This window comes from Bacillus sp. UNC69MF (assembly GCF_000746035.1).
Taxonomy (GTDB): domain Bacteria; phylum Bacillota; class Bacilli; order Bacillales; family Bacillaceae; genus Bacillus; species Bacillus velezensis.
This window is the reverse complement of the sequence record NZ_KN050799.1, coordinates 67,204-81,101: the sequence shown is the minus strand read 5'-3', so window position 1 is coordinate 81,101 and position 13,898 is coordinate 67,204. Positions and strand designations below refer to the sequence as shown.

Genomic DNA, 13,898 nt, shown 5'->3' with positions numbered 1-13,898 from the left:
CCGTGGCCTCCTTTATGCTTTAGCAAGGGAATCGGTTAAAAATTGCTCAATTTCTTCTTTTGTTTTACGGTCTTTGCTGACGAAGCGGTTCACTTCTTTTCCTCCGTTAAACACAACAAAGCTCGGAATGCCGTAAATTTCCCATTCCGCGCATGTATCAATAAATTGATCGCGGTCTACGTAGTAATAAGTGAATTCAGGAAAGTCCGCTTCCAGCTCAGGGAGAAACGGCTCCACAAAGCGGCAGTCCGGGCACCAATCCGCTGAAAACATAAATACCGCCCAATCGTCTTGTACCGCTTTTTGCAATTCTTCCGTGCTTTCAATCTTTTTCATTGTCATTCCTCCATCTGGATTATGAGTTTTTTATATGCTGATGTTTGTCCAATTGGATCATACCAGACTGTTTACAGCAAGACCAACTATATGCAATATCATTATCATATTTCATTTGCATTATCAAGCAAGTTTCGTTTACCATTTTGCTTGTAGCCGTACGAAAATCTGAATATGTACATAAGGAGGGGCAAAAGATGCAGTTTGTCGTGTATTTAGCGGGTGAAATCCACAGTAATTGGCGGGACGAGATCAAACAAAAAGCAACATCGCTGGACCTGCCGATTACGTTTGTCGGCCCGATGGAAAACCATGAACGCTCAGACAATATCGGAGAAGAGATTATGGGCGCGCAGCCCGATTCTGTTTTAAAAGACGCAAGAGCTTCTGATATCAACAATTTCCGTACAGAGGTGCTGATGGAAAAAGCCGATTTTGTGATCGCCCTGTTTGGCGAGAAATATAAGCAGTGGAATACCGCGATGGATGCTTCTTATGCCATCGCAAAAGGAAAGCCGCTCATTCTCATCCGTCCGAAAGAACTTCATCATCCGCTGAAAGAGCTTTCCGGAAAAGCGAATATCACGGTCGAAACCGTCAATCAAGCGATGAAAGCACTCTCTTATTTATTTGAAACAGAATAAGCAGGCCGCCTTTATGCGGTCCTGCTTATTTTTTTACACATTTTCTCTGATCGTTTCGACCGTCTGTTTGTCACTCGCCATGACCAGCTTAATGAGCATTTCTTTCGCCGCGGCATAATCATCGACATGGATGATGGCGGCATTTGTATGAATGTATCTTGAACAAATGCCGATGACGGCAGACGGAACCCCGCTGTTTGATATGTGGACCCGTCCGGCATCCGTTCCCCCGCCTGAAGCGAAATATTGATAAGGGATATTGTGCGTTTCCGCCATATCAAGGACGAACTCTCTCATCCCGCGGTGCATGACCGTCGTTCTGTCGAGAATGCGGAGCAGCACCCCCTCGCCGAGACGGCCGAACAGCTCCTTATCGCCGCTCATATCATTTGCCGGGCTGGCATCAAGCGCGAAAAAGAGATCAGGCTGAATCATGTTGGCCGCTGTCTGCGCCCCTCTCAAGCCGACTTCCTCCTGAACGGTGGCCCCGGCGTACAGATTGTTCGGCAGGTCTTTTCCGTGCAGCTCTTTTAATAGTTCAATGCTTAACCCGCAGCCGTAGCGGTTATCCCACGCTTTGGACAATATTTTCTTCTCGTTGGCCATCGGGGTGAACGGGCAGACAGGCACGACCTGCTGTCCCGGTCTGATCCCCATTTTGACCGCGTCCTCTCTGTCATCGGCACCGATATCAATCATCATATTTTTGATCTCCATCGGCTTTGCGCGCTGGGCATCCGTTAAAATGTGGGGCGGGATGCTTGAGATGACGCCGATAATCGGTCCGTTATCCGTCTGCACCTCGACGCGCTGGGCAAGCAGCACCTGACTCCACCAGCCGCCGAGCGTCTGAAATCTCAGCATGCCGTTATCCGTAATCTGCGTTACCATAAACCCGACTTCGTCCATATGGCCGGCTACCATAACGGTCGGCGCATCTTCAGCGCCGCGCCTTACTCCGAAAACACTTCCGAGTCTGTCCTGCACGATGTCATCCGCATATTTCGCAAGCTCCCGTTTCATAAAGGAGCGGACCTGATGTTCATTTCCCGGTGCGCCGGGAAGCTGCGTCAGCGTCCGGAAAAGCGTTTTCGTTTCCTCATTCATATTTTCCCCTCATTTCTATGTAATGCTTTTATTTTATTAGAAAAACAACCGTTTTCCAAGCGCTCAGATTGAATGGGCTGTAAAACCGCCGCTTTACTTAACACCGTCTGGCATCTTCTGTATAATAAAAACTACGACATAATTGGAGGTGCTTCATATTGAAATTACGTCATTTTCTCTTAGGTGCAGGAGTCGGATTATGCGCTGCCATCGCAGTGAAAAAGTATGCGATGAAACCTTATATCTCTTCAGAAAAAGCGCTCCGTATCGTGAAAGCGGCTTTTAAACAGCGCGGGCCGATAGACGGATCATGGATTTACACAGAGCCCGAGCCCTACCAGGTAAACGGAGAAACCATCCAGGTATACAAGACCGGCGTGACACGTTCGGCATTCGGCGAACTGGAGCAATATGAAGTTATGGTCAATGCAAAAACAGGCCAGATTGTCGATGTCATTGATTCTGTCGCCTCATAATTCGGACAAGCAAAAAATAAAGCCCAAAACCATCAGCGTTTTGGGCTTTATTCGGTTACATCGGCCGAATTCGTTTATATACGGGGTGCCACATCGCGTCCTGCACCGCTTGGATCAGATCCTCGGGTTCCGTTTCCGCTACACCGTCCTGAATCGCAGCTTTTGCTACAGCTACCGCCACAGTTGCCGATACCGTCCTGAGATCCTCCACTTTTGGAAGCATCGGCGCCCCCGGCTTGCCGACGTCCACCATACCGGCGATGGCATTCGCGCAGGCAACGAACATATTGTCCGTAATGAGCCTTGCTTTTGTCACAATCGTGCCGAGTCCGAGTCCCGGGAATACGAGCGCGTTGTTCGCCTGTCCGATATGGTAGGTAACGCCGTTATACGCAACAGGCGGAAACGGACTACCCGTAGTGACAAGCGCGCGGCCTTCCGTCCATTTAATCAAATCTTCAGGTTTTGCTTCTGATAATGTCGTCGGGTTTGACATCGGCAAAATAGCGGGCCGTTTGACATGCGAGGCCATTTCTTTGACGATTTCTTCCGTAAATGCGCCTGATACGGTGGATGTGCCGATCAGAATCGTCGGCTTGGCCTGACGCACCGTCTCCGCCAGATCAATTGATCCGCCTTCACCGCTGCGGCCGTACTCTTTCACTTCATCAGCAGGGCGCGCGTACGGAACCTGAAAATCACGCAAGTCCTTCATATTATCCGTTAACAATCCGTTTCTGTCGATACACCAAAAATGGCTGTAGGATTCTTCTTCGCTTAATCCGTCATGCACCATGGCTTCGCGCAGCTGCTCAGCAATTCCGATACCGGCCGTTCCCGCGCCGAAGACGACGACTTTATGCTCTTTTAAAGGCACTTTTGATGCTTTTGCACACGCTAAAACAGCTGCAAGCGATACCGCGCCCGTTCCTTGAATGTCATCGTTAAACGTACAGACTTTATCTTTATACCGTTTTAATATGCCGCGGGCGTTAGCCGTACCGAAATCCTCCCAATGAAGCAGCGCATTCGGGAATGTTTCCCGGGCAAGCGAGACATACTCATCAATAAAGCGGTCATATTTCTCGCCGCGCACTCTTGAATGCTGGTTTCCGACATACAGCGGGTCATTTAAGAGGCTTTCCTGATTTGTCCCCGCGTCCAATACGACCGCAAGCACTCGTGACGGATCAATTCCTGCCGCCGCCGTATACACCGCAAGTTTTCCGACAGAAATGGCGATGCCGCCGACGCCCCAGTCACCGATTCCCAGAATGCCCTCGGCATCTGTCGCAACGATTAAGTCAATGTTTTCATTTTTTCCGAACTGCTGAAATGCGGCGCGCATTCCTTCAGGGTCATCTATTGACAAATACAGACCGCGGGGTTTTCTGTACTCATGGCTGTAACGCTGGATCGCAGTGCCGACGGTCGGCGTATATACGATCGGCAGCATTTCGCCTAAATGATCATTTAACAGCCTGTAAAATAACGTTTCATTCCGATCATGGAGAGCGGTCAAGTACACATTTTTGCTCAGCTCATCAGGCTGCGAACTGAATTGTTCGTAGGCACGCCTCGCCTGCTCTTCGATTGTCAATACTTTCGGCGGCAGAAACCCCTCGAGCCCGAGTTCCTTTCTTTCCTCCTGTGTAAAGGCCACCCCTTTATTTAAAAAAGGCGTAGAAAGCACTTCTAATCCGCGCAGAGTTGTTTTGATTTCTCCATCTTTGGTCACTTGAAATTGATTCACCTGTCTCTTCCTTTCAAAGCAATTTGTCTTAGGTTTGCTTTTATTCCCGAAATTCATACAGGTAAATCATCGATCCGCTTATTTTCTCTCCCGTTTGACAGATGCAGCCACTTCGCCGTCTTCTCCCCATTTTACCGCTCTGTAAATCGCGTCGTGATAGAAAATCAGCCAGGCGTCTTTTTCTGCCGTGAACGTCTGCCATTTCTGCTTTTCTGGAATAGAGGTCATCGGATAATCATCATAGGCCAGCACCCATAACGGATTTTTGTGCGCATTCGTCGGCATCAGGTCGGCAAAATGCACAGCCGCCTCCCCACCGTCTTCTAAGACGATGACGCTGTGGCCGTCGCTGTGGCCGCCGGTGTGGTGCATCGTAATGCCTTCTGTCAGCTGATACTCGTTTTCAAAGGTTTCGACCTGATCTTGTACCGCCTCCCAATTTTCTCTCCAATATGTATTTTTCGATCTGATATTAGGGTTTCTCATTTCGCGCCACTCTGTTGCAGAAGTGATAATGCGGGCATTCGGGAAAACAGAGACAAGCTCCTCTCCGCTGTACTCCGTCAGGCCGCATGCATGGTCAAAATGAAGATGGGTCATCGCGGCAATATGAATGTCCTCACAAGAAAGCCCGAGGTCACGAAGAGATTGTTTCAGATTGGATTCCTGTGTTACGCCGTAATTCCTTTTTTGTTTATCAGAGAATTTCCCTCGGCCGATACCCGCGTCAACCAATATATTCAGGCCGTTTTTTCTGATCAGAATCGGGTCTGTTCTTAATTCAATCTGGTTTTTGTCATTTACGGGGTATTTTCTCGACCATAAAGGTTTCGGAACAACGCCGAACATCGCTCCGCCGTCCATATGCGTTACACCGCCGTCCAGCCATGTTAATGAAATATTCCCAATATTCAATGTCTCCATCTTGATCCCTCCTGATGTAATGGTAGCAAATGGCGGCATAAAAAAACAGACTCCCGCATCAGAGTCTGCCTTTTGTTCTCCATTCAACTTCGGCCCGGTAAATCGGCTGGCCGAGCGCGGAGAATTTTTCTTCGTATTCTGTCATAATATTGCCCTTCGGATCGCTGTTGTGCAGATCAAGGCTGACTTCCGTCAGAAGCAGGCCGTATTCGGAAAAGCTTTTCAGAGAGTATTCGAATAAACCGCGGTTATCGGTTTTAAAATGAATCTCACCTGTTTCGCCCATCACTTCTTCGTATTTTTTCAAGAACGTTTTAAATGTTAAACGGCGCTTTTCGTGACGGTTTTTCGGCCACGGGTCAGAAAAGTTTAGATATACGCGCTTGATTTCTCCCCGTTCAAATACGTCATTCAGTGTTTCCGCGTCTATATTTAACAAACGGACATTGTGAGCCCCGCTGTCCTTAACTTTTTGGACGGCAGTGACGATGACGCTTTTAAACAGCTCAATCCCGATATAGTTGATATCCGGATTTTGCTTGGCCATTCCTGAAATGAACTGCCCTTTTCCCGTACCGACTTCAATGTGGATCGGGTTGTCATTGCCAAAGACCGTGTTCCATCGCCCTTTATACTGGGCCGGATCACTGATGGCGATGTCAGCGTTTTCTGCCAGAAAATCATTCGCCCAAGGTTTATGGCGCATTCTCATATGATTGACACCTCTATCTATAATTTCGAGTAACAACATACCATGAAACATAAAGAGCCGCAAGCGCCTTTTAAAGGCGCCGGCTGCATAAAAAAAGAGGCTCCCCGGTCCGGAACACTCATGTGATGCATAAAACCGCACCGCTTTGCACAATGTATGACACAGAAAGGATGTGTATATGAATCATGGGCTTAACAAGCGAACATCAGGTCCGGTTATTAAAGGACATATTGGCCGACCATCAATTGGATTGCTGCGGCACGGTTGCCGAGTATGAACAGCTGGAGCGCGTCATCAAATCACTGATGGCCAACACCGGGCTTGATTCAAATATAAAAAACGTGCTCGAGGATGTCTACCGCTACAGCCAGTCCGGCATCACGGCCGATTCCATCGACACGCATATTCAGGAGCACCAAAACCATTTGTCCCAATGGGTGGAGCAGATGGATTCGTACTCCTGACTACTTGACAATCCGCTTCATCAGGGCATGAAGCTCTTCCATGGCATCATGATACGCTTTGTCGTTTCCTTTTGATTTGTGCCAGGCGATGAAGGTGATGGTCTCCGATAACATGTACCACGCCATCCTCAGCCGAAGCCCTTCCGTGAGCTTCATGCCGTACATCCCAAGCCAGCTGTCCCACGCTGGCTCTTCGACGTAATGATACAATAAAGGGCCGAGATCCATGGCCGGATCAGCTATCATGGCGCCGTCCCAATCTATTAAATACAGCTGGTTGTCTTCAGACAGAAGCCAGTTATTATGATTCACATCACAATGGCAAACGACTTTTTCACCGAATTGCACCTGATCCACATGAGCTTCCAAATAAGCAAGGCCTTCCTGAATAAGCGGCGAAAATTGCCGCACGGCAAAGACGGCCTGCTTCAGCTGCGACAAAAGGGCGCCCGGATCAAGCGGTTCTTTTCCCAATCTTTTCAGCATGTCGAGCAAAGCTTTTGATGTGTGGATTTTGCGGAGCAGCTCAGCCACCGGGCGTCCGCTCATATCCTTTGCCTTCAGCTCCCTGCCCGCCATCCAATGCTGAGCCGTAATGACGTCTCCGTTTTCCATCCGTTTTGTCCAAACCAGCTTCGGAACAATGCCTTCGGCGGATAACACGGCTAAAAAGGGCGAGCTATTACGTTTTAAAAAAAGCTGTTGGCCGTTATGTTTCGCATAATATGCATCTCCTGTAGCTCCTCCGGCGGGGAAGATCTCCCAATCGCTACCTAGTAATTGTCCCAACCAGTTCATATCAATGTTCAACCCATCATTTCTTAAAATATTTTAGAATAGGCCTCCAGCCTTTCTCTATTGGCGGAGCGGCCTGTCATAAACAATTTCATGAGAATAAAAAAGACAGCTATTGAGAGTCTCATATGCTAATCAATAGCCGTCCTATAAATTTTAGCGCTACAGCACAAACTTCGTCAAGCAAAACTAGCAAGAACACCTGTGAATTCTGAAGATTTATGCCGCGAACCGCTCTTTGCCGTGAAACATTTGACGGGTTTCATTTGTTTATTATGTTTTTATTTTCAACGGCGTACCGCCCGGCATAAGCCGAAACGGCGTCGTTCCGATCAGCTCGCCGTCAGCGTGAAACGGAATTTTCCCATCTGTTTCAAAAACGAATTCCTTCCCCTTTATCATCGTCACTCCATCCATTTTGATATGCCGGCCGAAGCTCATCGCCCATAAAAAACGATACAGCGAGAAAAAGGACAGGTTTTCTGCGATGACAATATCAAAATGGTTTTGACGGGGATTTGCTGAAGGCGCCGCTTTCATGCCGCCTCCGTAATAAGGGTGATTAGCCGCAATGACAAACCAGACATTGCGGAATTCTCGCCTCTGGCCGTCTGCCGTGCAAACAAATCTGAACGGCTGAAACCCCGAGGCCGTATGTAAATGCGCGAGCGGGTAAATCACAAAGCCGAGACCCAAAAACCGAAGAACGCGCGATAACGGAAAATTCGCGGCTGCCTTCAAAACTGAGGCATCGAAGCCGACAGACAGGTGGTTAATAAAATAAAGTGATTGCGCTTTGTCATGAAAAAAGTTGATGTTTCCCGCAAAAAATTTCCGTGTCAGCGGGCGGTGCAGACTTTTGATTTCTTGGAGAAGCGCCGACTTCTTAATACCGAGCCCTTTGGAAAAGTCATTGTACGAACCGGCGGGCACAAAGGTCAGCTCAATCTGATCCGTTCCTTTCAGTCCGTTAATGACTTCATGCATCGTCCCGTCACCGCCGATGACGAACAGCCGCTTAAGCTTATGATCCTGCATCATTGAAATCTGCCTCGCCAGCACCTCCGCATGTCCGGGATGCCCGGTCAAAAAAGAGCGGTGGCTGACCCCGCGCCTGGTCAGCTCTTTTTGAACTGATTTCCAGACACGCCGGCCCCGCCCGCCTCCCGAGACCGGATTAATAATAAAAAACCATTGACTCATCGTTTGTTTTCACCTGCTTCATAGATGAAGAGACAGCCGGCAAACGTCCGTTTTAATCAAGCCATTCCTGTCTCCGGCTTGAATCGCTTAAGCCGTAAGACAAAAGAGCCTTCGCCGCCTTCAGCTGGTGGTGCTTGATCGGCGCCGTATTTTTCTGCTGCTTTTCCAGCCACTCCGCGGCAGTCCGTTTGTCAGCTATTTCCATCCCGTACGGCGGCTCCGGGTAATCAATATAAGACGTTCTGCTGAGCAAAAGCTTCCGCACGGGAATGTCGGCCTGCTTTTCTTTTACGATTTGCGAAACGACCGAGCCCGTCCGGTGCAGGCTGAGAGACGGATTCAATACTTGACGCGTGCTGCCGGAGCCCCTTTCTTCCCAAAAACGGTGTTTTGATCCGATATATACGCTGTCCTCTTCCGCTTCCATAAAAGCAGCGCAGAAAATCTCCAGCGGCGAGATGATGATCATGCTCAGTTCAACGGACGCCTGCTGAATTTGCAGAACCGGATGATACATCACAAAATAGGAATCGGGCAGCTTTTGAGCCAGCATTTTTAACATCCCGTCCCTTTTGACCGCCTGTGAAAGCTCAGACTTTTGAGAAAGCGTGGAGCTCGCCCATTTTAATTGAAAGTCATACAGCTGATCTTTGAAAAAAGGCGCGAGCTCAGACTTTCGAGACGGGAGATTCCCGAACAGCGCCTCTTCTCCCTCCGGCTCATCAAACCATTGGTGCCTCTTTTCATTTATATCGGCCGTATTTTCTTCTTTTCTCTTTTTTAAGGAAAATTTTTTCCTGGCCGGCGCTTGATCGGTTTCCCCGCCGGCAGCCGTTTTCGTTTCTTTTTCTTCCGTCTTCCGGTCAAACGCTTCAAGAAGCGCCTCAAAGCGTTCTTTCTTCAGCCGGATAAACTGGTTCATATAATGATATGGATCAAGTTCATATCTGGATATGCAGTCGTGAATTTTGATGATCTGTGCCATGTGATTTCTCCACTCCGAATATTTGTTTATGTCAATTGAAACTGTGCGATTTCTTCGTATTTAGGCGACCGGTCAAGATGGGTCTGAAACAGGGAAAACCGGCTGACGGCACTTTGCACCCTGCCGCTTTCAAACGGCACATCGTCAGGAAACGGCCGGTCTCCCGCCCACTTCCGCGCCATCGTCATATGAGGATGATACGGGCGTTTTTCCACTTGAAAACCGGCTTTCAAAACAGCCTGTTTTGTTTTTTCCCGCAAATCAAAGAGCAGTTCATTCCGTTCGGGCTCAAGGTGAAGCACTCTCGGCTGTCTGCGGTCGCCGAAAATATCCAGATGCTGAAACTGTACGGTAAACGGCTGCGCTGCCGACGCAGCATCTGCGAGCAGAGACGATAATTTCGCAAGCCGTTCTTCATCCGCGGCTCCGAGAAAAATGAGTGTAATATGATAGTCATGCGGGTGCACCCATTTTTTGAATGATAACGCCGGCTCTTTTTTGGCTGCTTCCCAAATCGGTTCAGCAATGTCAGCCGGAATCGGAATGCCGATAAAATAATGCGGCAATGAAGCTTTCATACGAGGATCTCCCCCTCTTTGGTTATGGTGTTATTATAAAACGGATAAGCGGAGAGGAGAACCCTGTCCGCTCATTATGATAGGATATTATGTACCGAACGTTTTATACAGAAAGGAATGAGCCGGCCTTGAAAATCGTAAACAGCACGGCGGAGCTGATCGGCGGCACACCGATCGTAAAGCTCAATCGCCTTCAGCCAGAACATGCAGCACAGGTCTATTTAAAATTAGAATCGTTTAACCCGAGCGGCAGTGTCAAAGACAGAGCGGCTTACAATATGATCATTGAGGCGGAAAACAGCGGGCATTTAAAACCCGGCTCTGTCATCATCGAACCGACAAGCGGCAACACAGGCATCGGCCTGGCGATGAACGCGGCGGCGCGCGGCTACAAGGCAATCCTCGTCATGCCTGACACGATGACGAAAGAACGCATCAACCTCCTGAAAGCGTACGGCGCGGAGGTTGTGTTAACACCGGGGGCGGAAAGAATGCCCGGCAGCATCAAAAAAGCGAAAGAACTCGCCGAACAGATTCCGGGAAGTTTTATCCCGATGCAATTCGATAACGGCGCAAATCCAGATGCCCACCGAAAAACGACCGCCATTGAAATCTATCAGGCCGTTCAGCAGCTCAACAGACCGCTCGGTGCTTTTGTGGCAACGGCGGGAACGGGCGGAACCATTACCGGAACCGGAGAAACGCTGAAGGAGCTTTTCCCGGATATGATTGTTCATGTCGCCGAGCCTGCGGGATCTCCCGTCCTGTCTGGCGGAAAACCCGGCGCTCATAAGCTTGTCGGGACAAGCCCCGGGTTTATTCCCGGCATACTGAATCAGGACGTTTACGATGAAATCATGAAAATATCTGATGAAGATGCGTATACGACAACACGCCGTCTGGCCCGGGAAGAAGGTATACTCGTCGGCCCGTCTTCAGGCGCCGCCTGCTTCGCCGCCATTGAAACCGCAAAACGCCTCCCTTCCGAACAGATCGTCATCTGTATGACGGCCGATACGGGAGAACGTTATTTATCAACGGATTTATGGTCATTTGAATGATAAAAAGGGATGCCGCTTTCGGCGTCCCTTTTTATTATCACTTGGCAAGCTCATAAATGGCTTCGGCGTATAAAGCGGTTGACCGGAGAAGGTCATCGATTTCAATGTACTCATCCTTTTGATGCGCGCTGTCAGGCCGGCCGGGGAACAGCGGCCCGAACGCGACGCCCGCCGAAAGGGATCTCGCATACGTTCCTCCGCCGATTGAAATCAGATCCGCTTTCTTTCCCGTCTGTCCTTCGTAAACCTTTTGAAGCGTCTTTACGAGCGGATGATCGGCAGAAACGTGGTGCGGTTTGCTGTCTTTAAATTCTTCAAGCCGGAATTCTTCAGCAGACGTAAAAGCATCACGGATGACTTTGCTGTCTGAAGTGACGGGATAACGGATGTTGATGCCGAGTTCTCCTTCCTCACCCTTTCTGTATGTAAAGGTGCCGACATTCAATGTAAGCTCTCCGCTGATGTCATCCCTGCAATCAATTTTCAGTTTTTTGCCTCGTGTATCATTTAAAAAATAGTCACTGACGGTTTTGACAAAGTGCTTTCCGGCTTCATCCAGCTCTGTTCCGTTAAGGCATTCAGCAAGCTTTAAGCCGGCATTGACACCATTATCCGGTTCCATCGCGTGGCATGATTTTCCGTATACCCGAAGCGTCAGTTTTCCATTTTCCGAAACTGCTTCACCCTGTGTTTTTGACTGCTCAAGCCATTTGCTGAAATATGCGTGCACGGCATCAAGACCGTCCCCTTCAATAACCGCTTCAGCCGCATCCGGCACCATGTTCAAGCGCAGTCCTGAACGGAATGACAGAAGCCCGTTTTTTGCGTCTTTGTCAGAAGCGCTTTTTGCAATGCGCAGTGACGCATCTATAATTCCTTTTTCCGCGTTAATGATCGGAAAATCTGCGTCAGGAGCAAAGCCGATGTCAGGCATTTTTTCGTGTTTGAAGTAGTGATCCACACATCTCCAATCACTTTCTTCATCCGTTCCGATGATGATTCTCACGCGTTTGGATAAAGGGAGCTGCATGTCTTTGACGATTTTCAGCGCATAAAACGCCGCCATTGTCGGCCCTTTATCATCTATGGCGCCTCTGGCATATATCCGGCCGTCCCTGATATCGGCTGAAAACGGATCGCTCGTCCAGCCGTCTCCGGGCGGAACGACATCGACGTGGCACAGAACGCCGACGATTTCGTCACCCGTTCCCCATTCAATATGGCCCGCATAGCCGTCAAGATTCTTTACGGTGAAGCCTTCTTTTTCACCGAATTCCAGCAGTGACGTCAGGCTGGCATTGACGCCTTCTCCAAACGGCCGGCCGGGACCCGCTGTTGATTCGTCCATTACGCTGTTGATCTGCAAAAACTTCTGCGTGTCACGGATCAGATCTTCTTTGTTTCTGATGACTTCAACTTCCCAGTTCATCACAAATCCCCTTTCTTGATAAAGACTTGCAAAATGTCGATAAAACGAATAATATAGATGATGTTTTGAAAAAATGTTCGTCATTGGAGGTACTTATGTTTCATCTCGACAAGCATCAAACGACAATAAAAAGAGAAATTACCGCGGGATTGACCACCTTTTTCACAATGGTGTATATCATTGTCGTCAATCCGGTGATCCTTTCCAATGCGGGAATTCCGTTTGACCAGGTGTTCACCGCGACGATTATCGCTTCCATTGTCGGAACTTTATGGATGGCTCTCGCTGCGAATTTTCCGATCGCCATTGCCCCCGGCATGGGCTTAAACGCGTATCTCGCCTTTCACGTTGTCGGCACAGGCAGCGGCATTACGTATCAGACGGCTTTCAGCGCCGTTTTTATCGCGGGAGTCATCTTTATTATTTTATCGTTAACGCCTTTAAGAAAACAACTTATAGAAGCGATTCCGGACAATTTAAAATACGGAATTACGACCGGCATCGGCTTATTTATCGCTTTTATCGGCTTACGCCAATCCGGAATCATCACGGCTGATAAATCTAATCTGGTCGCACTCGGCGATCTTCATTCGCCCGCCGTCATTTTAACGCTTATCGGGCTTATCATCAGTATTGTACTGATGGTGCTGAATGTTAACGGGGCTCTGTTCATCGGCATGGCGCTGACCGCTATCATTGCCTTTTTGACCGGTCAGATTCATTTCACGAAAGGATTCATGTCCTTCCCGCGCCTGCCGGAGGGGCTTTTAATCACAAATCCGTTCGGAGCCCTCGGGGATGTCGTGCATCACGGTCTGTACGCTGTTGTGTTTTCTTTTCTTCTCGTTACGATTTTTGACACGACCGGCACCATGATCGGTGTCGCCGAACAAGCGGGACTGATCAAAAACAATCAGCTGCCGAATGCCAGAAGAGCGCTTTTGGCTGATTCGACCGCTACAACGGTGGGAAGCATCTTCGGCACCAGCCCGACGACCGCGTTCGTTGAATCTTCAGCAGGTGTGGCGGCCGGCGGAAGAACGGGTCTGACGGCGCTGACGATTGCCGTTATGTTTGCCGTTTCCATGTTTTTCAGCCCGCTTGTCAGCGTCTTATCGGAAGTGTCCGCGATTACGTCACCGGCTCTGATTATTGTCGGCAGCCTGATGATGGGTGCGGTATCGAATATCCGCTGGAATGAGCTTGATGAAGCGTTCCCGGCCTTTCTCGTCATTTTGGCGATGCCTCTAACGTCCAGTATTTCAACCGGAATCGCACTCGGCTTCATTTCATATCCGCTTGTTAAAGTAGCTAAGAAAAAATGGCGCGAAATCCATCCTTTAGTCATCATCTTCGCCGTGCTGTTTTTTATTCAGCTTTTTATTTTGAACGGACATTAAGAAAAATCCCTTTCCTTTTTCGGAAAGGGAT

The 13,898-nt window shown here is 48.9% G+C and carries 15 protein-coding genes; 5 read left to right on the top strand and 10 right to left on the bottom strand.

Annotation, left to right across the window (positions count from 1 at the left end; genetic code table 11):
• Positions 1–12: 12 nt before the first annotated feature.
• On the bottom strand, positions 13–336 hold the full coding sequence (locus BR62_RS0117550; RefSeq protein WP_003152373.1) for a thioredoxin family protein: 324 nt from the start codon (positions 334–336) through the stop codon (positions 13–15).
• Positions 337–533: 197 nt separating this feature from the next.
• On the opposite strand from BR62_RS0117550, the gene BR62_RS0117545 reads away from it, so the two are divergent.
• Positions 534–980, top strand: a complete 447-nt coding sequence (locus BR62_RS0117545) for a YtoQ family protein (RefSeq protein ID WP_032871675.1) — start codon at positions 534–536, stop codon at positions 978–980.
• Positions 981–1,013: 33 nt separating this feature from the next.
• Here the strand turns inward: BR62_RS0117545 and BR62_RS0117540 are convergent, their stop codons facing one another.
• Positions 1,014–2,087, bottom strand: coding sequence for a M42 family metallopeptidase (locus tag BR62_RS0117540; RefSeq protein WP_003152370.1), 1,074 nt, complete (start codon positions 2,085–2,087; stop codon positions 1,014–1,016).
• 158 nt (positions 2,088–2,245) lie between these two features.
• Here BR62_RS0117540 and BR62_RS0117535 point away from each other — a divergent pair, with 158 nt between their 5' ends.
• Positions 2,246–2,563 carry a PepSY domain-containing protein gene (locus BR62_RS0117535; RefSeq protein WP_003152366.1) on the top strand — a complete coding sequence of 106 codons (318 nt, stop codon included), beginning with the start codon at positions 2,246–2,248 and terminating at the stop codon, positions 2,561–2,563.
• 55 nt (positions 2,564–2,618) lie between these two features.
• Here BR62_RS0117535 and BR62_RS0117530 read toward each other — a convergent pair whose 3' ends face one another.
• The 3 genes from BR62_RS0117530 to trmB all read right to left on the bottom strand — a co-directional run bounded on the left by BR62_RS0117530 (position 2,619) and on the right by trmB (position 5,952).
• Positions 2,619–4,316: an NAD-dependent malic enzyme gene (locus tag BR62_RS0117530; protein ID WP_032871674.1), complete on the bottom strand. Its 1,698-nt coding sequence runs from the start codon at positions 4,314–4,316 to the stop codon at positions 2,619–2,621.
• Between the two features lie 78 nt (positions 4,317–4,394).
• Positions 4,395–5,240: a YtnP family quorum-quenching lactonase gene (locus tag BR62_RS0117525; protein WP_032871673.1), complete on the bottom strand. Its 846-nt coding sequence runs from the start codon at positions 5,238–5,240 to the stop codon at positions 4,395–4,397.
• A gap of 58 nt (positions 5,241–5,298) precedes the next feature.
• Positions 5,299–5,952 carry a tRNA (guanosine(46)-N7)-methyltransferase TrmB gene (gene trmB / locus BR62_RS0117520; protein ID WP_020956224.1) on the bottom strand — a complete coding sequence of 218 codons (654 nt, stop codon included), beginning with the start codon at positions 5,950–5,952 and terminating at the stop codon, positions 5,299–5,301.
• Positions 5,953–6,137: 185 nt separating this feature from the next.
• On the opposite strand from trmB, the gene BR62_RS0117515 reads away from it, so the two are divergent.
• Complete coding sequence (locus BR62_RS0117515) at positions 6,138–6,416, top strand: YtzH-like family protein (RefSeq protein WP_003152357.1); 279 nt, start codon at positions 6,138–6,140, stop codon at positions 6,414–6,416.
• On the opposite strand, the gene BR62_RS0117510 is transcribed toward BR62_RS0117515, so the two are convergent.
• From BR62_RS0117510 to thpR, 4 genes are all read right to left on the bottom strand, one after another.
• Positions 6,417–7,214: a phosphotransferase family protein gene (locus tag BR62_RS0117510; protein ID WP_003152355.1), complete on the bottom strand. Its 798-nt coding sequence runs from the start codon at positions 7,212–7,214 to the stop codon at positions 6,417–6,419. It lies immediately after the preceding gene.
• A 270-nt stretch (positions 7,215–7,484) separates the two neighbouring features.
• The gene (locus BR62_RS0117505; protein ID WP_032871672.1) at positions 7,485–8,414 is read right to left on the bottom strand and encodes a YegS/Rv2252/BmrU family lipid kinase; all 930 of its coding nucleotides are present in this window, start codon (positions 8,412–8,414) and stop codon (positions 7,485–7,487) included.
• 52 nt (positions 8,415–8,466) lie between these two features.
• Positions 8,467–9,399, bottom strand: coding sequence for a hypothetical protein (locus BR62_RS0117500; RefSeq protein ID WP_032871670.1), 933 nt, complete (start codon positions 9,397–9,399; stop codon positions 8,467–8,469).
• Positions 9,400–9,425: 26 nt separating this feature from the next.
• Positions 9,426–9,977, bottom strand: a complete 552-nt coding sequence (thpR, locus tag BR62_RS0117495; RefSeq protein ID WP_012118221.1) for an RNA 2',3'-cyclic phosphodiesterase — start codon at positions 9,975–9,977, stop codon at positions 9,426–9,428.
• Between the two features lie 89 nt (positions 9,978–10,066).
• On the opposite strand from thpR, the gene cysK reads away from it, so the two are divergent.
• A complete protein-coding gene (gene cysK / locus BR62_RS0117490; RefSeq protein ID WP_020954278.1) occupies positions 10,067–11,038 on the top strand; it encodes a cysteine synthase A in 972 nt (323 codons plus the stop codon).
• Between the two features lie 37 nt (positions 11,039–11,075).
• Here the strand turns inward: cysK and pepV are convergent, their stop codons facing one another.
• Entirely contained in the window at positions 11,076–12,467 is a 1,392-nt protein-coding gene (gene pepV, locus BR62_RS0117485; RefSeq protein ID WP_032871669.1) for a dipeptidase PepV, read from the bottom strand.
• Positions 12,468–12,562: 95 nt separating this feature from the next.
• Between pepV and BR62_RS0117480 the strand changes: the two genes are divergently transcribed.
• On the top strand, positions 12,563–13,867 hold the full coding sequence (locus BR62_RS0117480) for an NCS2 family permease (RefSeq protein WP_032868326.1): 1,305 nt from the start codon (positions 12,563–12,565) through the stop codon (positions 13,865–13,867).
• The last annotated feature ends 31 nt before the right edge of the window (positions 13,868–13,898 follow it).